The following is a 20,938-nucleotide window of genomic DNA, read 5'->3' as shown; positions in this document are numbered from 1 at the left end:
GGGTGGGGGTGGTGGGGTCAGGTGAGGGGGAGGTGGGCGTGGAGGCGTTTGCCGTGGGGGGTGGTCTCGGTGTGGAGGCGGGTGCAGAGGGCGAGGACGATCTCGAGGCCGTGGCCGCCGATGCGGGCGGCGTCGTGGGTGCGGGGGGCGGGGAGGGCGGGGTGGGTGTCCTCGACGGTGATGTGGAGGTGCTGGTCGGTGAGGGTGAGGTCGAGGCGGCAGGGGCCGGGGGCGTGGCGGGTGGCGTTGGTGACGAGTTCGCTGACGACGAGGAGGGCGGTCTCGCGGGTGCGGTCGGTGAGGGGGTGGCCGGTGGCGGCGGCGTGGGTGAGGAGGTCGGCGGTGAGGGTGCGGGCGGTGGCGGCGGTGCCGGGGGTGCCGTCGAGGGTGGCCTGCCGGCGCATGGGCGTGCTCCTGCCGCTGTCGGGTGCGCCGCCGGGGACGCCGCCGTCGGGGGGGCCGTCGCCGGGCCGGTCCGGGGGGCCGGCGGGGCCGGGGCGCGGCGGACCCTGCGGACACGGGCCCGGTGCGCGGGTTCCCGCGCAGCCGGTCCGGATCGGGCCGGGAAGGGGGGCGCCGAAGCGGCTCCGCTCCCGGGGTTCGTCCTGGTCCGACGCGGTCCGGACGGCGGTGTCGGGGGTGGTCACCCCGGGCGGCTACCCCCCGATCCGCGTCCGATACCCGGTCGGGCGGTGCGAATTCCCGGTACCGGGCCGGCGCCGCCCGTCACGCGGCGTCCAGCAGCCCCGTCACCCCGGCCACCTCGAACAGGAACAGGGCCTGCTCCCGTGCCCCGACGATCCGCATCCGGCCGCCGGCCGCGCTGATCCGGTGCCGTGCGGCCAGCAGGACGTGCAGACCGGAGGAGTCCATGAACGACACCTCGGTCAGGTCCACGACCACGGTCGCGGCCGCCCTCTCGGCCAGCGGCGCCAGCTCCGCCGCCAGCACCGGGCAGGTGTCGAAGTCGACGTCGCCGGCCACCGCGACCCGCACCGTGCCGGTCGCGTCCACCTCGGTCCTGGCTTCCACCGGTCGCATCCCTTCCGCGGCCTCAGGTGACCGGGCTTCTTCCGTCCGGGTGAGTACCGCCGGCCCCCAGCCTGACACATGCCGGGGCCTGCGCCCATCCCTGACCCGGGGCGGGCCGGCCGCGGGGGCCGGAATGCGCCATCCGACGCAGGCCCCGGCGCCCGCGGCGCCGTCCCACGACCCCGATGCGGCCAAGGGCTGACCTGTGCACGGACGTGTGCAGCGGGCACCCGTACGACCGGCTGCTCCTCTCCGCCTCCCCCGCGGTCCACGGCGCCGGCGGCTGCTGCGGCACCGCCGTGGAGGGCGGGCACATGACCGCCGTCCTCCGCTGAATGGCCCGGGCCGCAGCCCGCAGCCCGCAGCCGCCCGCCCCCGCCGTCCCCGGCCGGCCGCCGGACGGTCCCGTGCCCGCGCCCGGGCTGCTCCGTCCGTGGGCCGGGGGGAGGGGCCGCTCGCGTGGCAGGCCGCCCCGCGTCCGCGGGTGTGCGAGCGTGCGGCGCATGCGCATCGATCTGGGCGGCAGGACCGCCGTCGTCACCGGCTCCTCCCAGGGCATCGGCCTGGCCGTCGCGGCCGGCCTGGCGCAGGCGGGCGCCAGGACGGTCCTCACCGGCCGGGGCGAGGACCGGCTGCGGCAGGCGGCCGACCGGGTCGCCGGGGCGGCGCCCGGAGCCGAGGTCGTCACCGTCGCCTCGGACCTGACCACGTCCGAGGGGGCCGAGGCGCTGCTCCGGGAGGTCCCGGACGCGGACGTGCTGGTCAACAACCTCGGGATCTTCGAGGTCGCCGCCCCGCTGGAGATCACCGACGAGCGGTGGCGCACGTACTTCGACACCAACGTGCTGAGCGCGGTGCGCCTGATCCGCGCCTACCTGCCGGGCATGGAGCGGCGCGGCTGGGGCCGGGTCCTGAACATCGCCAGCGACTCCGCCCTGGTCATCCCGGCCGAGATGATCCACTACGGGATGACCAAGACCGCCCTCCTGGCCGTCTCCCGCGGCTTCGCGAAGGCGGCCGCCGGCACCGGGGTCACCGTCAACTCCGTGATCGCCGGGCCCACGCACACCCCCGGCGTCGAGGACTTCGTGTACGACCTGGTGGGGCGCGACCGCCCCTGGGAGGAGGCCCAGCGGGAGTTCATGCGCCTCCACCGGCCGCAGTCGCTGCTGGGGCGGCTCATCGAACCGGAGGAGATCGCCCACCTGGTCGTCTACCTCAGCTCCCCGCAGGCGTCGGCGACCACGGGTGCGGCGGTCCGGGTCGACGGGGGCTACGTGGACTCCATCGTGCCGTGACGGCGCCGGTCCTGATCCGCCGTGGCCCCGTGGCGCCGTGACCTCCGGGACCCGTGCCCGCCCCGCGGGGGCCTGTGCCAGTCTTGTCCCCCATGAGACCGCGCCCCCATGTGCTCCTGTCGGCCGCCGCGTCGCTGGACGGGTGCCTCGACGACACCAGCTCCACCCGTCTGCTGCTCTCCAACGAGGCGGACTTCGAGCGGGTGGACGAGGTCAGGGCCGGGGTGGACGCCATCCTGGTCGGCGCCGCCACGATCCGGGCGGACGACCCCCGGCTGCTGGTCTGCTCGGAGGACCGGCGGCTGCGCCGCGTCCGCGAGGGGCTGCCGCCGACGCCGGTGAAGGTCACGCTGACGGAGAGCGGGGACCTCGACCCGGCGGCCCGCTTCTTCACCACCGGCGACGGCGACAAGCTCGTCTACACCACCACGGGGGCGCTGGCCTCCGTCCGGGAGCGCCTGGGGCGGGCCGCCACGGTCGTCGGTGCGGGCGACCCGCTGGACGTGCACGCGGTGCTGGCCGACCTCGCGGGGCGCGGGATCGGGCGGCTCATGATCGAGGGCGGCGGCGCCGTGCACACCATGTTCCTCACGGCCGGCGTCGTCGACGAGCTGCACCTCGTGTACGCCCCGTTCTTCGTCGGCCAGGCCGACGCGCCGCGGCTCGTCCGCCCGGCCGTCTTCCCGCAGGGGCCGGACCGGCGCATGACGCTGGCGGAGGCCCGGCAGATCGGCGACGTGGTGCTGCTCCGCTACCTTCCGCACCGCGACGACTGACCCTCCGTCGGGAACCCCGCCTACCGGAGGCGCACCGGCCCGGCGGCGACCCGCGCCCCGCGGTCCCGCCCCGGTCCGTCCTGGGGCCGGGGCGGCCCGGCGGCCGCGGCGGCCACCGGGAGCCCGGGGAGCCCGGCCGCCACGGGGAGCACCTCGGCACCGGCGGCCCGCGCGGCACCGGCCGGGGCGGGCGGGGCCGCCGGCGCGGGCGGGGAGCCCGCGCGGTCCGCGGCGTCCGTGAGCCCGGAGGCGGCCGCGACGGCGCCGCGCGGCCGGGTCCGCCACAGCCACACCGTGTCCCGGCCGAAGGACCACACGAGCGCGGCGAGCGCCGCGGCGGCCACGGCGGTCGACGCCGTGGGCGGCAGGACCCCCGCGCACACCACCGCCAGGGTGACGCCCTGCTGGGCGGCCACGGCCTTCCGGGCGAGGCTCGGCGGAAGGGCGGCGCGCAGCCACGGCGCGACCCGGGCGGCCGCGACGAAGGCGTACCGCATGGCCCCGGCCGCCAGGACCCACGTGCCGCACGAGGCGGCCGCACGGACGCTCAGCACCAGGATGAGGAAGGCGTCCGCCTCCATGTCGAACCGCGCCCCCAGCGGGGACGCCGTGCCGGTGCGCCGGGCGACCCGGCCGTCCACCGCGTCGAGGGCGAGCGCCGCCGCGGCCAGGCCCGTCAGGACCGCGCCGTGCCCGGTGCCGTCCGCGACCAGCGCCGCCACGCCGCCGCCGAGCACGGTCCGGGCCAGGGTGACGCGGTCGGCCGGCCCCGGCGCGGAGGCCCCCGACCGCCGCAGGGCGCCGGCCAGCAGGGCCGGGACGGCGACGGCGAGCACCCCGCCCGTGAGCCACCCCGCGGGGCCCAGGCCCACCGAGGCCCCCAGCAGGACCAGCAGCATGACCTGCGCGGCGGCACCGGCGGCCGGCGTCCGCCAGACCGGACCCCGCCCGGCCGGACCCCTCCGTGCCGGACCCCGCCCGACCGCGCCGTGCCCGGCCGGACGGTCCCGCCGGGCCGTGCCCCGCCCGCGCGGGGCGTGCCCGGCCGCGTCGCGGCCCTCCGGTCCCCGCCGGGCCGCGCCGCGCCGCACCGGGCCCCGCCCGTCCGTGCCGTGCCCGGCCGGCCTGCGCCCGGCCGTGCCTCCGCCGCGCCGGTACCGCACGTCCATCACCGCTCCCGTCTCCGCCTGAGTCTCCCCCCGGTCCGCACCGCCCCCGTCCGCGGCCGCGCCGGGGGACCGCGTACGGTACCGGCACGACCGGGGCGGCGGGCGCCGCCCGTCCGTCCGTCATGGAGGTCTCTGGTGGAACGCACGGCACGCGCCTTCTGGTTCACCCCGTCCGGCGGGGGAGCGTCCGGCGGGGGAGCGGGGGAGATCCGGTCCGCCGTCCTCCCCGCGACCGGCCCCGGCGAGGTCCTGGTCCGGTCCCTCTACTCGGGGGTGAGCCGCGGGACCGAGTCCCTGGTCCTGCGCGGCGGCGTCCCCGAGAGCCAGCGCGAGGCGATGCGGGCGCCCTTCCAGGAGGGCGACTTCCCGGGGCCGGTCAAGTACGGCTACCTCAGCGTCGGGGTGGTCGAGGAGGGCCCGCCGGACCTGGCCGGCCGTCACGTCTTCTGCCTCCACCCGCACCAGACGCGGTACGTCGTCCCGGCGGCCGCGGTCACCCCCGTGCCGGACGGGGTGCCCCCGGCGCGCGCGGTGCTGGCCGGGACCGTGGAGACCGCGGTCAACGCGCTGTGGGACGCCGCGCCGCTGGTGGGCGACCGGATCGCCGTCGTCGGCGCCGGGATGGTCGGCTGCTGTGTCGCCGCGCTGGCCGCCCGCGTCCCCGGGGCCAGGGTCCAACTGGTCGACGTCGACCCCGCCCGGGCCGCCGTCGCCGAGGCCCTCGGCGCGGACTTCGCGCTGCCCGACCGGGCCGAGGGCGGCTGCGACCTGGTGCTGCACGCCAGCGCCACCGCGGAGGGGCTCGCCCGCTCCCTCGACCTGCTGGGGCACGAGGGGACGGTCGTCGACCTCAGCTGGTACGGCGACCGGCAGGTCGCGCTGCCCCTGGGGGAGGCCTTCCACTCCCGCCGCCTCACCGTGCGCAGCAGCCAGGTCGGCACGGTCTCGCCGGCCCGCAGCGCGCGGCGCGGCTTCGCCGACCGCATGGCCCTGGCCCTGCGCCTGCTCGCCGACCCCGCCTTCGACGTGCTGGTCACCGGCGAGAGCGCCTTCGAGGACCTGCCCCGGGTGATGCCGATGATCGCCGGCGGTGAACTTCCGGCGCTCTGCCACCGTATCGTCTACGGGCCCGCCTGACCGGGTCCGCCTGACCGGGCCCCCGGTCCGGGCGCCGCGGCGGCGCCCGCCGGCAGGGCCGCACCCGGCCCGACCGCACACCGCAGCACCGCACGCCCCGGCACCGCCGGATCCCCCGACCCCCGACCCCGCACCGCCCGGTCCCCGCACCGCGGGACCGCCTACCGCCCCGGGAGGGACCCCCTTGTTCAGCGTCACCGTCCGCGACCACATCATGGTCGCCCACAGCTTCCGCGGCGAGGTCTTCGGCCCCGCGCAGCGGCTGCACGGCGCGACCTTCCTGGTGGACGCGACGTTCCGCCGCGCCGAACTCGACGCCGACAACCTCGTCGTCGACATCGGGCTGGCCTCCGCGGAGCTCGCCGGGGTGCTCGGCGGGCTCAACTACCGCAACCTCGACGACGACCCCGAGTTCGCCGGGGTCAACACCTCGACGGAGTTCCTGGCCAAGGTCATCGCCGACCGGCTCGCCGACCGGGTGGCGGCCGGCGCCCTCGGCGAGGGCGCCCGCGGGCTGGCGTCGCTCGCGGTCGTGCTGCACGAGTCGCACGTCGCCTGGGCGAGCTACGAGCGCACGCTGTGAGGACGTCCGCCGTGACGGGGTCCCCGCCGGGGGCGGCGGGGGCCCGGCCCGTCCACCTCGTCGTCCCCGGCGACGTGGACGACCCGGGCGCGCCCAGCGGCGGCAACGTCTACGACCGCCGCATGAGCCGCTGCCTGGCCGCGGCGGGCCGGCCGGTCCGCGAGGTCGCCGTCGCCGGCGACTGGCCGCAGCCCGGCCCCGCCGCGCGGGCGGAGCTCGACCGGTCGCTCGCCGCCCTCCCCGACGGCGCCGCCGTGCTCCTCGACGGGCTCGTGGCGTGCGGCGTGCCGGAGGTCGTCGTGCCGCACACGCGCCGGCTGCGGACGGCGGTCCTCGTCCACCTGCCCCTCGCCGACGAGACCGGACTGGCCCCCGACCGCGCCGCCCGGCTCGGCGCCAGGGAGCGGGAGACCCTGCGCGCCGCCGACCTGGTGGTGGCCACCAGCCCCCGGGCCGCACAGGACCTGACGGTGCGTCACGCACTCGACCCGGCCCGGGTCCACGTCGTCGCCCCGGGCGTCGACCCGGCGCCGCCCGCACCCGGCAGCGACGCGGGGAACCGGCTGCTCTGCGTCGCCTCCCTGACCCCGCGCAAGGGGCAGGACCTGCTCGTCGAGGCGCTCGCCGCCGTCTCCGGCCTCCCCTGGGACTGCACGTTCGCCGGGCCGCACGGCCGCGACCCCGGCTACGCCGCCCGCCTGAGGGAGCGCATCGCACGGCACCGCCTCGCGGACCGCGTGCACCTGCCCGGACCGCTGGCGGGGGAGGCGCTGGACGCGGCGTACGCCTCCGCCGACCTGCTGGTGCTGCCGTCCCGCGCCGAGACCTACGGCATGGTGGTCACCGAGGCGCTCGCCCGGGGGCTGCCCGTCCTGGCCGCCGCCGTCGGCGGCGTCCCGGACGCCCTCGGCCGCGACCCCGGCGGCGGCCTGCCCGGCGTCCTCGTCCCCCCGGACGACGGGGCGGCCCTCGCGGCGGCCCTCCGCCGCTGGCTCGGCGACCCGGAGGAGCGGCGGCGCCTGCGCGCCTCGGCGCTGCGGCGGCGCTCCGCCCTGGAGGGCTGGGACCGGGCCGCCGGGCGCCTGGACGCGGTACTGCGGCTGCTGCACGCGGAGCCCCCGCACGCGGCGGCCGACCTGCACGGGAGGACCGGTCCGCGCCGCGGGACCGGCCTGCACGGGAAGACCGACCTGCGCCGGAGGACCGGCCCGCACGGGACGGCAGGCCCCCGCGAGGAGCCCCGTCCGGACGAGGAGACCCGTTGAACGCCCCGGAGGCACCGCAGTTCACCCCGCACTGGCTGGCGCTGCGGGAGGACGCCGACGCCGACGCCCGCGCCACCGGCCTGCTCGGACCGCTGCGGGACCACCTCGCGGCGGCCGACGCCCCCCGGCGGGACGGCCGCCTGGTCGTGCGCGACCTCGGCTGCGGCACCGGCTCCCAGGCCCGCTGGCTCGCCGGGCGGCTGCCCGGCCCCCAGCACTGGATCCTCCACGACCGGGATCCCGCCCTGCTCGCCCTCGCCGCCGCGGGCACCGCCCGCCTCACCGCCCACGGGACCGCGGTCACGGCCGAGACCCGCGAGGGGGACCTCACGGACCTCCGCGCCGCGGACCTCGCCGACACCTCGCTCGTCACCGCCTCCGCCCTCCTCGACCTGCTCACCGCCGAGGAGGTGGACGCCCTCGCCGCCGCCTGCACCGGGGCCGGCCGTCCGGCGCTGCTCACCCTCTCCGTCACGGGCAGCGTCGCCCTCCACCCGGCCGACCCCCTCGACACCGCGGTCGCCGCTGCTTTCGACGCCCACCAGCGGCGCCGCACCGGCGGCCGCCGCCTGCTCGGTCCGGACGCGGTGGCCGCCGCGGCCGAGGCGTTCGGACGCCTCGGCGCGACGGTGCTGCACCTCCCCAGCCCGTGGCGGCTCGGGCCGGACCGGGCCGCGCTGGCGGAGGAGTGGCTGCGGGGCTGGGTCGGCGCGGCGTGCGAGCAGGAGCCCGACCTCGCACCCCGGGCGGACGCCTACCTCCGGCGCAGGCTCGACGCCTGCGCCGCCGGCGCGCTGCACGTCACGGTCGGCCACGGCGACCTGCTGGCGCTGCCGCCCGCCGCCCCCGGCGGCGGCGCCCGGTGAGGCGGCGCACCGGGCCCCTGCTGCGGACCCTGGCCGGCGCCGTGATCCTCGCCGTCCTCGTGCGGCGGCTCGGCGCCGGCGCCTTCACGGCGGCCCTGCGCGAGGTCGACGGCCGGGCGGTCTTCGCCGCGCTCGGCATCGGCCTGCTCACCACCGTCCTCAGCGCGTGGCGCTGGCGTCTCGTGGCGGACCGCCTCGGCCTGCGGCTGCCGCTGGCCCGGGCCGTCGCTGACTACTACCGGGCGCTGCTGCTCAACGCGGTCCTGCCCGCGGGGGTGCTCGGCGACGTCCACCGCGCGGTGCACCACGGGCGGCGGTCCGGCGACGTGGGCCGGGGGGTGCGGGCCGTGGTCCTCGAACGCGTCGCCGGGCAGGCGGTCGTCCTCGTCCTCGGGGGAGCGGTGCTGCTCGCCCGGCCCTCCCTGGTCGCCTCGCTCGCCTCCTCCTCGGCCCCCGGACCGGCCGGCCGGCTCGCCGCGGCCGGCGCGGCGGTGGCGGCGGCGGTGGCCGCGGTCCCCGCCCTCCGGACCCTGCGCAGGAAGGCCGCCCGGCGGGAAGAGGCCCGGCGCGAAGAGGCCCGCCGGGAGACGGACCGGGGGAGGGACGCCCCGGCGACGGCCCCGGCCGACGCGCGCCGGGTCCTGCTCGCCCGCGGCGCCTGGCCCGGCGTGGTGCTCGCGTCGGCGGCCGCGATGGCGGGACACGTCGCGCTCTTCCTCGTCGCGGCGCGCGCCGCGGGCTCGGCGGCCCCCGCCGCCGACCTGGTGCCGCCGCTGGTGCTGGCGCTGCTGGTGATGGGCATCCCGCTCAACGTCGGCGGGTGGGGCCCCCGGGAGGCCGCCGCCGCGCTGGCGTTCGGCGCCGCCGGACTGGGCGCCGACCGGGGCCTCGCAACCTCGGTGGTGTACGGGGTGCTGACCCTCGTGGCGGCCCTGCCGGGCGCCGCGGTGCTGCTCGCCCCGGCGGTCGCGGCACTCGCCGGACGGCTCCGCCGCGGCGCGCCCCGTCCGATCCCCGGGGAGCCCGCACGGACGGCAGCCGCTGCACCCGGCGCAGCCGCCCCACCTGGCGCATCCGACGCACCGGCCGGCCCCGGCGGCGCCCGCCGCCTGCGGACCGCCGCCCTGCGGGGATCCCCCGGCCGGCGCGGGGATGCGGCCGCCTGACGCCCCGTCGTGCGGCACCGGCGGGGGCGGGGCGGCCGTACCGGCCGGCGGACCGCCGCCGCGCCGGGGTCCGGGTGCGGGTCGGGTGTCCGCGCCGGGGGCCCGGTGCCCGGACGGGCGGGAATACCGGGGACCCGGCGCGGGTTGAAGCGGCGTCTCCGCAGTCCCGGTACCAGAAGGACGCCCGCCATGCCCCAGGCGCAGCCGCACGCCGCCCCGCCCCGCACGACCGGGGCCGCGTCGTGAGCGCACCGCACCCCCTGGACAACCCCGTCTGGTGGTCGCTGACCGGCGCCCACGCCCACCTCGCCGAGCGGCGGGGCGGCGCCCTGCGCTACCCGGCCGACGTCTCCCCGTTCGCCGCGGTGCCCGACGAGCCGGACGCGGCCGACTGGGCGGGCGTCGCCAAACTCGCCGCCTCGGGCACGGGGCCGCTCCTCACCACCGGCGTGGCGGCCGCCCCGCCCGAGGGGTGGGAGACGCTCTTCAGCGTCGAGGGGGTGCAGCTGGTGGACGACGGGCTCGCCGCGGCCCCCGACGCGGAGGCCGTGCGGCTGGGCGCCGAGGACGTGCCCGAGATGCTGGACCTGGCCGGGCGGACCAGGCCCGGCCCGTTCCTGCCGCGCACGGTCGAACTGGGCACGTACCTAGGCATCCGGCGCGGCGGCGCGCTGGTGGCGATGGCCGGCGAGCGGCTGCGGCCCCCGGGGTGGACGGAGATCAGCGCGGTCTGCACCGACCCGGACTTCCGCGGGCAGGGTCTGGCGGCCCGGCTGGTCCTTGCGGTCGCGGCCGGCATCCGCGCCCGGGGCGAGACGCCCTTCCTGCACGCCGCCGCGGACAACACCCCGGCGATCCGCCTGTACGAGGCGCTGGGCTTCCGTCTGCGCCGCACCACCTCCTTCGTCGGCTCCCGCCCGCTCGACCCGGTACCGGCGGTCTGAGCCCGGGCTCCGCGCGGCCGCCCGGGGCCGCAGCCCCGCCGCCCCGGGCCCGGCCGACCGGCGCCCGCGCCGGGCCGCAGGGGTGCGCCGCTCCCCGGCCGGGGCCCGGCGGCCGCGTCAGGGCGCCGGGGCCGGTGCCGTGCCCCCGTCCCGGACGGTGCGGCGGGAGAGGGCCTCGGAGGCCCTCGCGGTGGCGTAGAGGGAGGCCGCGAGGGTGAGGGCCAGGGCCAGGCCCGCGGCGAGGATCCCGCCGGTCGCGGCCGGCGGGTCGCCCGCGTCGCCCGCCTGGGCGCGCGCCGAGCCGTTCAGGAAGGGGACGACGGCCAGGACGGCGACGCCGAGGACCGCCTCGCCCAGGACCACCCGGGGGAAGTGGCGCAGGGTCAGCCGCAGCAGCGTCGGGGTCGCGTCGGCCGCCCGGGCCCGGGCGATGCGCGGCATCAGCCGGAACTGGTTGAAGGCCCCCGCCGCGACCATGCCCAGCACCAGCGCGGTCTTGACGAGCAGGAGGACCCCGAAGGCGGTGGTCCACAGCTGCTCCGGCGCGCCGACGCTCCGCCAGGTGAGCCAGAGGCCGGAGACGAGCACCGCCCCCACGGCGGCCAGTGCGACGGTGCCGAAGCGCCGCCAGACGCCCGCCCAGAGCACCCCCGCGTGCCCGCCGCGCCTCCCGCGGAGCCCGGCGAGGGCGGCGAGGGCGGCGAGGCCGCCGACCCAGGCGGCGCCGCCGAGGATGTGGGCCTGCACGAGCAGGCGGTCCAGGGTGTCGTCCAGGACCTCGGGCGCGGCCTTGACCGGGACGGACCCGATGAGCGTGACCGCCGCGCAGAGGGGGAGGGCGGTCAGCACGAGGGCGTCCAGGTGCCTGCGGCCCCTGCGGGTGAAGAGCGCGGTCAGCGCGAGGGCGGCCAGGACCAGCACGGCGTTCTGCACCGTGAGCAGTGTGCCCCGCGCCACCCAGGCGCCGGGTTCGGCGGGCGCGCCCAGGAGGTCCGCGATGCGCCCCGGGGCCAGCGCCCGGCCGAAGGGGGTCCCCTCGTCGGCCCGCGCGACCCGCGCGGCGAGCTGGGCGTAGCCGGCGACCGGCAGGACGACGCCCGTCCAGGCCAGGTACCGCGCGGCCCGGCGTTCCAGTGCGGCCGTGGCGGCGGCGCCGGCTTCCCCGCCGCGCAGCCCGGGGCGGACCGCGGCCGCGTACGCGAGGGTGGCGCCGAGGGCGCCGGAGAGTCCGGCGAACCAGCCGAACCTGGTGAGGATCCGCCACAGCGGGGGAACGGCGTCGGGGGCTGCGGACGCGGCAGCCAGCGATATGCTCATGAAGGTTAGCCTAACCTAACTTGAGGGCGCGTCGGTGCCCCTCGGGACCGAGGGGCGCGGGGCGCGCGGTCGGCGCGCCACGCCTTCGCGCGGACGGGCCCCCACGCCACCGCCGCCGTCACCGCCAGCGGCGCCGCCCGGTGCTGTGGGAGGCTGGCCGGGTGAACCTGGAGGACCTCGTCCGGCTGCGCCGGGCCCGTGACCTGATGGACCGCGACTACGCGAAGCCGCTCGACGTCCCGGCGCTGGCGCGCGTCGCCCTCATGTCGCCGGGCCACTTCTCCCGCAGCTTCCGCGCCGCCTTCGGGGAGACGCCGTACAGCTACCTGATGACGCGCCGGATCGAGCGGGCCATGGCGCTGCTGCGGCGGGGCGACCTGACGGTGACGGAGGTCTGCTTCGAGGTCGGCTGCACCTCGCTGGGGTCGTTCAGCTCGCGGTTCACCGAGCTGGTCGGCGAGAGCCCGAGCGCGTACCGGGCCCGCCGCCCCGACGAGGTCTCCGCCCTCCCGGCCTGCGTGGCCAAGGTCCACACGAGGCCGGTCAGGAACGGAGAAGCGAGACCTCCCTCCCCGCCCGTAGCGTGAGACGCGTGGACACCGGGCTCCCGCCCTGCTCCGCCGTCGACGGCCACGACCCGGTCCGACGCACCGGCCGGCGCCGCCGGCCGGGCGGCGTGCCGCTGCCGCGGCCCGCCGGCGAAGGAGGACCGTACGCACCGCCCGAGGCCGGCCGGACCGGTCCGGCCGACCCCGACGGGGACCGCGGAGCCGGCCCCGCCCGACGGATGGAGAGACGCCGAGCATGGCCACGACGACGGACGCGCAGCCGCCTGCGCCGCACGGTGCCGACAGCCACGACCTGATCCGGGTGCAGGGCGCGCACGTGAACAACCTCAAGGACGTCAGCGTCGAGATCCCGAAGCGCCGCCTGACGGTGTTCACCGGCGTCTCCGGCTCGGGCAAGAGCTCCCTGGTGTTCGGCACGATCGCCGCGGAGTCGCAGCGGCTGATCAACGAGACCTACAGCGCCTTCGTCCAGGGCTTCATGCCGACGCCAGCACGGCCCGAGGTCGACGTCCTCGAAGGGCTGACGACCGCGATCGTCGTCGACCAGCAGCGGATGGGCGCCGATCCCCGCTCCACGGTCGGCACCGCCACCGACGCCAACGCGATGCTGCGCATCCTCTTCAGCCGGCTCGGGCAGCCGCACATCGGCCCGCCCAGCGCGTTCGCCTTCAACGTCCCCTCGGTCCGGGCGAGCGGTGCGATCACCGTCGAGCGCGGCGCCGGGAAGGCCGTGAAGGCGTCCTTCACCCGCACCGGCGGCATGTGCCCCCGCTGCGAGGGCATGGGCACGGTCTCCGACATCGACCCCGCCCGGCTCCTCGACGACTCCAGGTCGCTCGCCGACGGCGCCATCACCGTCCCCGGGTACCAGGGGGGCGGCTGGAACCACCGGCTCTACACCGAGTCCGGCCTCCACGACCCGGACAAGCCGGTCCGCGAGTACACCGCGCAGGAGCTGCACGACCTCCTCCACCGCGAGCCGACCAGGATGAAGATCGCGGGCATCAACATGACCTACGAGGGGCTGGTCCCGCGGATCCGGAAGTCGATGCTCTCCAAGGACAGGGAGGCGCTGCAGCCGCACATCCGGGCGTTCGTGGACCGCGCGGTCACCTTCACCGCCTGCCCCGCGTGCGACGGCACCCGGCTCGCCGAGGCGGCCCGGTCGTCGCGGATCGGCGGGACCGGCATCGCCGACGCGTGCGCGATGCAGATCAGCGACCTGGCCGCATGGCTCCGCGGCGTCGGCGAGCCCTCGGTGGCCCCGCTGCTCACGGCACTGCAGCGGACCCTCGACTCCTTCGTGGAGATCGGGCTGGGCTACCTCTCGCTCGACCGGCCGGCGGGCACGCTGTCGGGCGGCGAGGCGCAGCGCGTCAAGATGGTCCGCCACCTCGGCTCCTCGCTCACCGACGTCACCTACGTCTTCGACGAGCCCACCACCGGCCTGCACCCCCACGACGTCCAGCGGATGAACGGCCTGCTGCTGCGGCTGCGGGACAAGGGCAACACGGTGCTCGTCGTGGAGCACAAGCCGGAGGTGATCGCGATCGCCGACCACGTCGTCGACCTCGGCCCCGGCGCCGGTACGGCGGGCGGCACCGTCTGCTTCGAGGGCACCGTCCAGGGGCTGCGGACCGCAGGCACCGTCACCGGCCGCCACTTCGACGACCGGGCCGCCCTCAAGGGGACGGTGCGGACCCCCACCGGCACGCTCCCGGTCCGCGGCGCGACGGCGAACAACCTGAGGGGCGTCGACGTCGACATCCCGCTCGGGGTGCTCACCGTCGTCACGGGCGTCGCCGGCTCCGGCAAGAGCTCGCTCGTGCACGGTTCGCTGGTCGGCGGTCCGGCGGGCGCCGGCGCCGGTGTGGTCGCGGTCGACCAGGGCCCGATCCGCGGCTCGCGGCGGAGCAACCCGGCGACGTACTCCGGACTGCTCGACCCGGTCCGCAAGGCGTTCGCGAAGGCCAACGGCGTGAAGCCGGCGCTGTTCAGCGCCAACTCCGAGGGCGCCTGCCCCGCCTGCAACGGCGCCGGCGTCGTCTACACCGACCTGGTGATGACGGCCGGCGTCGCCACGACCTGCGAGGAGTGCGAGGGGCGGCGGTTCGACGCGTCGGTGCTGGAGTACCGCCTCGGCGGCCGCGACATCAGCGAGGTGCTCGCGATGTCAGTGGACGAGGCCGGGGAGTTCTTCGGCGCCGGCGAGGCGCGCACGCCGGCCGCGCACGCCGTCCTCGGCCGGCTCGCCGACGTCGGGCTCGGCTACCTCCGCCTCGGCCAGCCCCTCACCACGCTGTCCGGCGGCGAGCGGCAGCGGCTCAAGCTGGCCGTGCACATGGCCGAGAAGGGCGGCGTCTACGTCCTCGACGAGCCGACCGCCGGCCTCCACCTCGCCGACGTCGAGCAGCTGCTCGGCCTGCTCGACCGGCTCGTCGACTCCGGCACGTCGGTCATCGTCGTCGAGCACCACCAGGCGGTCATGGCGCACGCCGACTGGATCATCGACCTCGGGCCCGGCGCCGGCCACGACGGCGGCCGGATCGTCTTCGAGGGAACCCCCGCCGACCTCGTCGCCGCCCGCTCCACCCTCACCGGCGAGCACCTCGCGGCCTACGTCGGGGCCTGACCGGCCCCCGCGGCCGCCGTGGGGCGGGTCCGTCCGTCCGGACCCGCCCCGCCCGGTGCCCGGGGGAGGGGCCGGCCGACCGCAGGGGGAGGGCACCGGCCGCCGGCCGCGGGGGGCGTCCTCCCGGCCGGTCCGCCGTGCGGCCGGTCCGCCGCAACCGGCAACGACAACGGTCACCACTGCAGTCTTTGGATCTTCGGCCGTTTCGCGGTTCACTGCCGTCACAGGGGTGCACGCGGCGGTGGAGAGGACCGGGCAGCATGAGCGACCACGGACACGGCGGCCACGGCCAGGACGGGCACGGCCACGCCCACGCCCACGGACCGGGCGGCCACGCGCACGGCGTGTCGGCCGACGCGGACCGCCGCTGGCTGGTCGTCGCCCTCGTGCTCATCCTGGTGTTCATGGCCGGCGAGGTCGTGGTCGGCGTCGTCGCGCAGTCGCTGGCGCTGCTGTCGGACGCGGCCCACATGCTCACCGATGCGGCCTCCATCGGGCTGGCACTGGTGGCGATGCGGCTCGCCGCCCGCCCCGCCCGGGGCCGGTACACCTACGGCCTCAAGCGCGCGGAGATCCTCTCCGCCCAGGCCAACGGCATCACCCTGCTCCTGCTCTCGGTGTGGCTGGCCTGGGAGGCGGTGCGGCGGCTGCTCTCGCCGGCCGAGGTCGCCGGCGGCCTCGTGCTGGCCACCGCCCTGGTGGGGGTCGCGGTCAACCTGGCGGCCGCCTGGGCGCTCTCCCGGGCCAACCGCACCTCCCTCAACGTCGAGGGCGCCTTCCAGCACATCCTCACCGACCTGTACGCCTTCCTCGCCACCGTGGTCGCGGGCGTCGTCATGGTCACCACCGGACTCACCCGCGCCGACGCGGTCGCGACCCTGGTGGTGGTCGTCCTGATGCTGCGGGCCGGCACCGGGCTGATCCGCGAGTCGGGCCGGATCTTCCTGGAGGCCGCGCCGGCCGGGATGGACCCGGCCGAGGTCGGGGACCGCCTCGCCTCCGCCGACCAGGTCGCCGAGATCCACGACCTCCACCTGTGGCAGATCACCTCCGGCGACAACGCCCTCTCCGCCCATGTCCTGGTCGCCCCCGGCGGGGACTGCCACCAGGTGCGCCGCACCCTGCAGCGGCAGCTGCGCGAGCACTACGGCATCACCCACGCCACCCTCCAGGTCGACCACGTCGGCGAGGACCCCGACGCCGACCTGCTCGACATCTCCCCCCGGCCGGGCGGGCCGTCCGCCGACACCCACTGCGAGGACGCCCACGGTCCCGTCCACCGGCCCGGCCCCCACGGCCACTGACGGACACCGGCGGTCCGGCCGCCGCCGCCGACGGACCGGCCCCGGCCGGGCGCGTGCGCGCGGGGGCGCCGGGTAGGGGGTCCCCGCCGCACGGGCGCCGCGATCCGCCGCAGTGCCGCGGTGCGCCCCCCGCCCGTCCTCGACAGGAGGCCGTGGGGACGGCGACGCTGTCCTCCGCGGAGTCCCGACCCGCCCGCCCCCGACCCGTGACCCGGGGCCCGCCCGGCCCGTGACCCGTGATCCCTGACCCGAGGCCCGTTCGGCCCCGCGGCGCGGCCCGCCCGGGGAGGCCGCCCGGCCCCGGCCCCGGCCCCGCCTGCCGCCCGCCGTCCGCGCCGCACCTGCCCGTCCACCCGAGAAAGGCCGCCCTGTGACCCCAGACCCCGCCGCGACCGCGCCCGTGCCGCCCCGCACCCCCGGGGACGACGCGGACTGGTGGCGCCAGGCCGTCGTCTACCAGGTGTACCCCCGCAGCTTCGCCGACTCCGACGGCGACGGCCTCGGCGACCTCAGGGGCGTCACGTCGCGCATCCCCCACCTGCGGTCCCTCGGCGTCGACGCCGTGTGGCTGAGCCCGTTCTACCCCTCCGCCCTCGCCGACGGCGGCTACGACGTCGACGACTACCGCGCCGTCGACCCGCGCCTGGGCACCCTGGAGGACTTCGACGCGATGGCGGCCGCCCTGCACGCCGCGGGCATCCGGCTGATCGTCGACATCGTCCCCAACCACAGCTCGAACCGCCACGCCTGGTTCCGGGAGGCGCTCGCCGCGCCCCCGGGCTCGCCCGCCCGCGACCGCTACCTCTTCCGCGACGGGGGCGGCCCCGACGGCTCCCTCCCGCCCTCCGACTGGCAGTCGGTCTTCGGCGGCCCCGCCTGGACGCGGGTCACCGAGCCCGACGGCACGCCCGGCCAGTGGTACCTCCACCTCTTCGCCGCCGAGCAGCCCGACCTGAACTGGGACAACCCCGAGGTCCGGCAGGACTTCCTGACGACGCTGCGCTTCTGGGCCGACCGCGGCGTGGACGGCTTCCGCGTGGACGTGGCCCACGCCCTGGCCAAGGACCTCACCGAGCCGCTGCCCTCCGCGGCGGAGATCGCCGACGCCGCCCACGGCACCCACCCGCTGTGGGACCGCGACGAGGTCCACGCGATCTACACCGAGTGGCGCGAGGTCCTCGACTCGTACACGCCCCCGCGGACGGCCGTCGCCGAGGCGTGGGTCCACGCCTCGCGCCGCGCCCGCTACGCCGTCCCCGGCGGACTCGGCCAGGCGTTCAACTTCGACCTCCTCCAGGCGGACTGGGACGCCAAGCAGTTCCGCACCGTCGTCACCGACAACCTCGCGCTGGCCGCCGAGTCCGGCGCCTCCTCCACCTGGGTCCTCTCCAACCACGACGTGGTGCGCCACGCCACGCGCTACGGCCTGCCGCCCGGCGGCGGCCGGCACGGCCAGGGGCAGGACGGGGTGGACTGGCTGCTGACCGGCGGCACCTCCCCGGTCCTCGACGCGGAGCTCGGCCTGCGCCGCGCCCGGGCCGCGACCCTGCTGATGCTCGCCCTCCCGGGCTCGGCCTACCTGTACCAGGGGGAGGAGCTCGGCCTGCACGAGGTCGCCGACATCCCCGCCGACCGGCGCCAGGACCCGACGTTCTTCCGCAGCGGCGGCACGGAGGTCGGACGGGACGGCTGCCGGGTGCCGCTGCCGTGGACCGCGGACGGGCCCTCCTTCGGGTTCGGCGACGGACCGGCGCACCTGCCGCAGCCGGCCTGGTTCGCCGCGCTCGCCGCCGACGTGCAGGAGCGGGACCCGCACGCGACCCTGACCCTCTACCGGGAGGCGCTCGCCTGGCGGCGCCGGCTGCAGGGCCCCGAGGAGCTGGAGTGGGTGGAGGGCTCCGGCGAGGGGGTGCTGCACCTGCGCCGGCCCGGCGGCTGGCAGTCCGTCACCAACTTCGGCCCCGAGCCCGCCGACCTGCCCCCGGGGATCCTCGCGGTCGCCAGCGGCCCGCTGGAGGACGGCCGGCTCCCGGCCGACACGACCGCCTGGCTCGTGTGACGGGCACCCCGGGAGGGGCGGCCGCGGGCGGCGGACCCGCCGCCCGCCCCTCCCGGGGCGCGGCGGCCCGCCCGGTCCGGCGTCCGCGGGGGCCGTCCGCGGCCGCGGCCGGGCCCGCGCCCCCGCCGGGCCCGCGCCCCCGCCGGGCCCGCGCCCCCGCCGGGCCCGTCCCGCCCGGCGCGTCCGCTCAGGGCAGGTGGACGCCGACCACGCAGGTGTCGTCGTCGGTGTCCGCGCTGCTGTGGGTGAGCAGGTGGTCCAGCCGCTCCTCCAGCGAGCCCGCGGACTCCTCGGCCGTCGCCAGGAGCTGCTTCAGCGACTGCTGGACCGAGCGGTCCTTCCGCTCGATCAGCCCGTCCGTGTACATCAGCAGGGTGTCGCCCGACTCCAGCTGCAGCGCGCCCTCCTCGTAGGGCAGGTCCGGGGCGGCCCCCAGCAGCACCCCGTCGACCAGCGGCAGGGAGGACGCCCGCCCCCGGCGCAGCAGCACGGGCGGCAGGTGGCCCGCCCGGGCCCAGCGCAGGACGCGGCTCTCCGGGTCGTACAGGCCGCACACCACGGTGGCGGTGACCCGCTCGGTGAGGTGGCACGTGACGTTGTTCAGCCACGCGAGGAGCTGGCCGGGGCCGGTGCCGGTGGCCGCCAGGCCCCGCAGGGCGCCCCGCAGGGCCACCATGCCGGTCGCGGCGTCGATGCCGTGGCCGGCGACGTCGCCCACGCACAGCAGCACCTGCCCGGAGGGCAGCGTGACCGCGTCGTACCAGTCGCCGCCGACCAGGTGCTCCTCCTCCGCCGGGCGGTAGCGCACCGCGATGCCCAGCCCGCTGGTGTCCACCGGCCCCCGGGCGGGCGGCATGATGGCGTGCTGCAGCTGCAGGGCCAGGCGGTTGTGCTCCTCGGCCTGCTGCTCCGAGTGCGCCAGGCGGTCGCGGGTGGCGGCCAGGGCGACCTCGGTCCAGTGCTGCGCCGAGACGTCCTGGTAGGCGCCGCGCAGGGCCAGCAGGCGGCCCTCGGCGTCCAGCACCGGTTCGGCGACCACCCGGATGTGCCGGGCCACCCCGTCGGACCTCCGGAGCCGGAAGGCGGTGGAGGCGGGGCGGCGGTGGTGGAGCAGGGTCCGCAGGAACCGCCCGATCGCCGCCCCGTCGTCGGGGTGCGCGTGGTCGGCGAGCCGCTCCAGAGGGACGGGTTCCGCGGTGGGCGGGAGCCCGTACAGGCTGAAGAGCTGCTCGTTCCAGATCCGCTCGCCCGTCTGCACGTTCTCCTCGAAGCCGCCGATGCGGCCCAGGCGCTGGGCGTGCTGGAGCAGTCCGGCCAGCCGCGCGGCCTCGTCCTCGACGCGCCAGATGAGCAGCACGCCGTCCCGGTGGCGGCTCAGGCTGATGCCCGCGACCGCGGTGAGCGGCACCTGGCCCACCAGTGCGGTGAGGGCGATCCGCTCGGCGCGGAAGGGCTCGCCCGTGGCGTGGACGCGCTCGGCCTTCTCGAGGAGGCCGCCCTCCCCGGCCGCCAGCGGGTACGTCTCCAGCAGCAGTGCGCCGACGACGCTGCTGCGGGGGCGTCCGGCCGGGTCGACGAAGGACGGGTTCGCGTGGTGGACGCGGAAGTCGGTGAGCCGCCCGTCCTCCAGGTGGGGCAGGAGCACCAGCGCCGGGTCGTGCAGGCCGTCGGCCAGGTCCACCAGCTCGGAGACGCCGGACGGCGCCCGCGTGCCCGGCGCGCCGTGGCCGCCGTCCTGGGCGCGCCCGTCCAGGGTGTGGGCGCAGAGTTCGGCGAGCGCCTCGACCTGCCGCTGGATCTGCGGCGGCTGCGGCTCCAGGGGGGCCGGCCAGCAGATCTCCAGGACGCCCAGGATGCGGCCGCCCGTGCCCGCCGGGACGGCCACCCGGCCGCCGCCCGGGTTCTCCCGGTGGCCGATGGAGGGGAGGCCGGTGACGGAGAGGGCGGGGAACCACACGGTCCGGCGCTCGCTCAGGGCCCGCCGGGCGGGCGTCGCCACCGCCGGGGGCACGTAGTGCCACCGCCGCGCCTCCTCGGCGGAGAACCCGGCGCAGCCCGCCAGCGCGAGCGACGCGTCCGGGCCGGCGGCCCAGACGGCGACCGCGGTCGCCCCCAGGGGGGTCAGGGCGTGCTCCAGGAGGGACGCGGCGACGGCCTGGGTGTCGTCGTCGGCGGCAAGGACGCCGCTCTCCGCCGTGCGCAGCCGTACCGCGACCGACGCGGCGCTCCGCTCCTCGGCGCTGGTCTGCGCCAGGAAGTCCCTGGCGGCCTCGGTGAGCCGGTCCTGGGCGGCCTGGTTGACGATGTCGGCGGCGAGCTCCAGCCGGGACAGGCCCGCCCGGGCGGCGAGGGCGTCGAGCTGCGCGGCGGCCTGGGCCGGTCCGCAGCGCAGGCGCTCCACCAGGACGCCCTTGGCGACCTCGATCAGGGCGCGCCCGTCGGCGGCGGCCTGGGCCTCCCGTATCTGCCGCTGGAGCCGTTCGACCGTCGCAGCCAGCCGGCCGACCTCCGCCCCGGCGCCGTCCGTCCCCGGGCCGTCCGTCCCCGGGCCGTCCGTCCGCACACCGTCCGTCCGCACGGCGTCGGTCCGCACGGCGTCGGTCCGCACGGCGTCGGTCCGCACACCGTCGGTCCGCACGGCGTCCGTCCGGGCGCCGGGCACGGTGCCGTCGCCGGGAGCCCCGGACGCCTCGCCGTCCGGTTCCTTCCCGGCGGGCGCCGCCGCGGGCGGGACGACCGGGAGCGGGGCCGTGTAACCCGACGGGCCGCCCGTCGGGGCGTCCTCCCCGGGCCGTCCGGCGCCGCCGACCGCACCGGGGTC

General features: G+C 78.3%; 18 protein-coding genes. 13 read left to right on the top strand and 5 right to left on the bottom strand.

The window, feature by feature from the left end:
* Window positions 1–17: 17 nt before the first annotated feature.
* Both LO771_RS18280 and LO771_RS18275 read right to left on the bottom strand, forming a co-directional pair.
* Window positions 18–404 (bottom strand): ATP-binding protein, encoded by a 387-nt coding sequence (locus LO771_RS18280; protein WP_230653753.1) that lies wholly within the window; start codon window positions 402–404, stop codon window positions 18–20.
* 322 nt (window positions 405–726) lie between these two features.
* Window positions 727–1,032, bottom strand: a complete 306-nt coding sequence (locus tag LO771_RS18275; protein ID WP_230653750.1) for an STAS domain-containing protein — start codon at window positions 1,030–1,032, stop codon at window positions 727–729.
* A 185-nt stretch (window positions 1,033–1,217) separates the two neighbouring features.
* On the opposite strand from LO771_RS18275, the gene LO771_RS18270 reads away from it, so the two are divergent.
* From LO771_RS18270 to LO771_RS18260, 3 genes are all read left to right on the top strand, one after another.
* A complete protein-coding gene (locus LO771_RS18270; protein ID WP_230653747.1) occupies window positions 1,218–1,367 on the top strand; it encodes a hypothetical protein in 150 nt (49 codons plus the stop codon).
* Between the two features lie 168 nt (window positions 1,368–1,535).
* Entirely contained in the window at window positions 1,536–2,330 is a 795-nt protein-coding gene (locus LO771_RS18265) for an SDR family NAD(P)-dependent oxidoreductase (RefSeq protein ID WP_230653744.1), read from the top strand.
* Between the two features lie 92 nt (window positions 2,331–2,422).
* The gene (locus tag LO771_RS18260) at window positions 2,423–3,106 is read left to right on the top strand and encodes a dihydrofolate reductase family protein (protein WP_230653740.1); all 684 of its coding nucleotides are present in this window, start codon (window positions 2,423–2,425) and stop codon (window positions 3,104–3,106) included.
* Window positions 3,107–3,126: 20 nt separating this feature from the next.
* On the opposite strand, the gene LO771_RS18255 is transcribed toward LO771_RS18260, so the two are convergent.
* Entirely contained in the window at window positions 3,127–4,005 is an 879-nt protein-coding gene (locus LO771_RS18255; protein WP_308188934.1) for a CDP-alcohol phosphatidyltransferase family protein, read from the bottom strand.
* A 405-nt stretch (window positions 4,006–4,410) separates the two neighbouring features.
* On the opposite strand from LO771_RS18255, the gene LO771_RS18250 reads away from it, so the two are divergent.
* From LO771_RS18250 to LO771_RS18225, 6 genes are all read left to right on the top strand, one after another.
* Window positions 4,411–5,412 (top strand): zinc-binding alcohol dehydrogenase, encoded by a 1,002-nt coding sequence (locus LO771_RS18250; RefSeq protein ID WP_374228190.1) that lies wholly within the window; start codon window positions 4,411–4,413, stop codon window positions 5,410–5,412.
* A 184-nt stretch (window positions 5,413–5,596) separates the two neighbouring features.
* Window positions 5,597–5,995, top strand: coding sequence for a 6-carboxytetrahydropterin synthase (locus LO771_RS18245; RefSeq protein WP_230653737.1), 399 nt, complete (start codon window positions 5,597–5,599; stop codon window positions 5,993–5,995).
* Between the two features lie 11 nt (window positions 5,996–6,006).
* Entirely contained in the window at window positions 6,007–7,260 is a 1,254-nt protein-coding gene (locus LO771_RS18240; protein WP_230653735.1) for a glycosyltransferase family 4 protein, read from the top strand.
* Entirely contained in the window at window positions 7,257–8,126 is an 870-nt protein-coding gene (locus LO771_RS18235; protein WP_230653733.1) for a class I SAM-dependent methyltransferase, read from the top strand. Before LO771_RS18240 ends, LO771_RS18235 begins: the two co-directional genes overlap by 4 nt.
* Window positions 8,123–9,292, top strand: a complete 1,170-nt coding sequence (locus LO771_RS18230) for a lysylphosphatidylglycerol synthase transmembrane domain-containing protein (RefSeq protein WP_230653731.1) — start codon at window positions 8,123–8,125, stop codon at window positions 9,290–9,292. The genes LO771_RS18235 and LO771_RS18230 overlap by 4 nt, the downstream gene beginning before the upstream one ends.
* A 242-nt stretch (window positions 9,293–9,534) precedes the next feature.
* Window positions 9,535–10,236 (top strand): GNAT family N-acetyltransferase, encoded by a 702-nt coding sequence (locus tag LO771_RS18225; protein WP_230653728.1) that lies wholly within the window; start codon window positions 9,535–9,537, stop codon window positions 10,234–10,236.
* A gap of 117 nt (window positions 10,237–10,353) precedes the next feature.
* Here the strand turns inward: LO771_RS18225 and LO771_RS18220 are convergent, their stop codons facing one another.
* Complete coding sequence (locus LO771_RS18220) at window positions 10,354–11,553, bottom strand: CopD family protein (RefSeq protein WP_230653726.1); 1,200 nt, start codon at window positions 11,551–11,553, stop codon at window positions 10,354–10,356.
* A gap of 161 nt (window positions 11,554–11,714) precedes the next feature.
* On the opposite strand from LO771_RS18220, the gene LO771_RS18215 reads away from it, so the two are divergent.
* From LO771_RS18215 to LO771_RS18200, 4 genes are all read left to right on the top strand, one after another.
* Window positions 11,715–12,140 (top strand): helix-turn-helix transcriptional regulator, encoded by a 426-nt coding sequence (locus tag LO771_RS18215; RefSeq protein ID WP_230653724.1) that lies wholly within the window; start codon window positions 11,715–11,717, stop codon window positions 12,138–12,140.
* 217 nt (window positions 12,141–12,357) lie between these two features.
* Window positions 12,358–14,754, top strand: a complete 2,397-nt coding sequence (locus LO771_RS18210; protein ID WP_230653722.1) for an excinuclease ABC subunit UvrA — start codon at window positions 12,358–12,360, stop codon at window positions 14,752–14,754.
* A 260-nt stretch (window positions 14,755–15,014) separates the two neighbouring features.
* On the top strand, window positions 15,015–16,058 hold the full coding sequence (locus tag LO771_RS18205; protein WP_230653719.1) for a cation diffusion facilitator family transporter: 1,044 nt from the start codon (window positions 15,015–15,017) through the stop codon (window positions 16,056–16,058).
* A 370-nt stretch (window positions 16,059–16,428) separates the two neighbouring features.
* Window positions 16,429–18,117 (top strand): glycoside hydrolase family 13 protein, encoded by a 1,689-nt coding sequence (locus tag LO771_RS18200; RefSeq protein ID WP_230653716.1) that lies wholly within the window; start codon window positions 16,429–16,431, stop codon window positions 18,115–18,117.
* A 187-nt stretch (window positions 18,118–18,304) separates the two neighbouring features.
* Here LO771_RS18200 and LO771_RS18195 read toward each other — a convergent pair whose 3' ends face one another.
* Window positions 18,305–20,695 (bottom strand): PP2C family protein-serine/threonine phosphatase, encoded by a 2,391-nt coding sequence (locus LO771_RS18195; RefSeq protein WP_374228191.1) that lies wholly within the window; start codon window positions 20,693–20,695, stop codon window positions 18,305–18,307.
* Window positions 20,696–20,938: the final 243 nt, after the last annotated feature.

The organism is Streptacidiphilus sp. ASG 303, assembly GCF_020991365.1.
In the GTDB taxonomy this organism is placed as follows: Bacteria; Actinomycetota; Actinomycetes; order Streptomycetales; family Streptomycetaceae; genus Peterkaempfera.
This window is presented reverse-complemented; position numbering and strand designations above follow the sequence as displayed.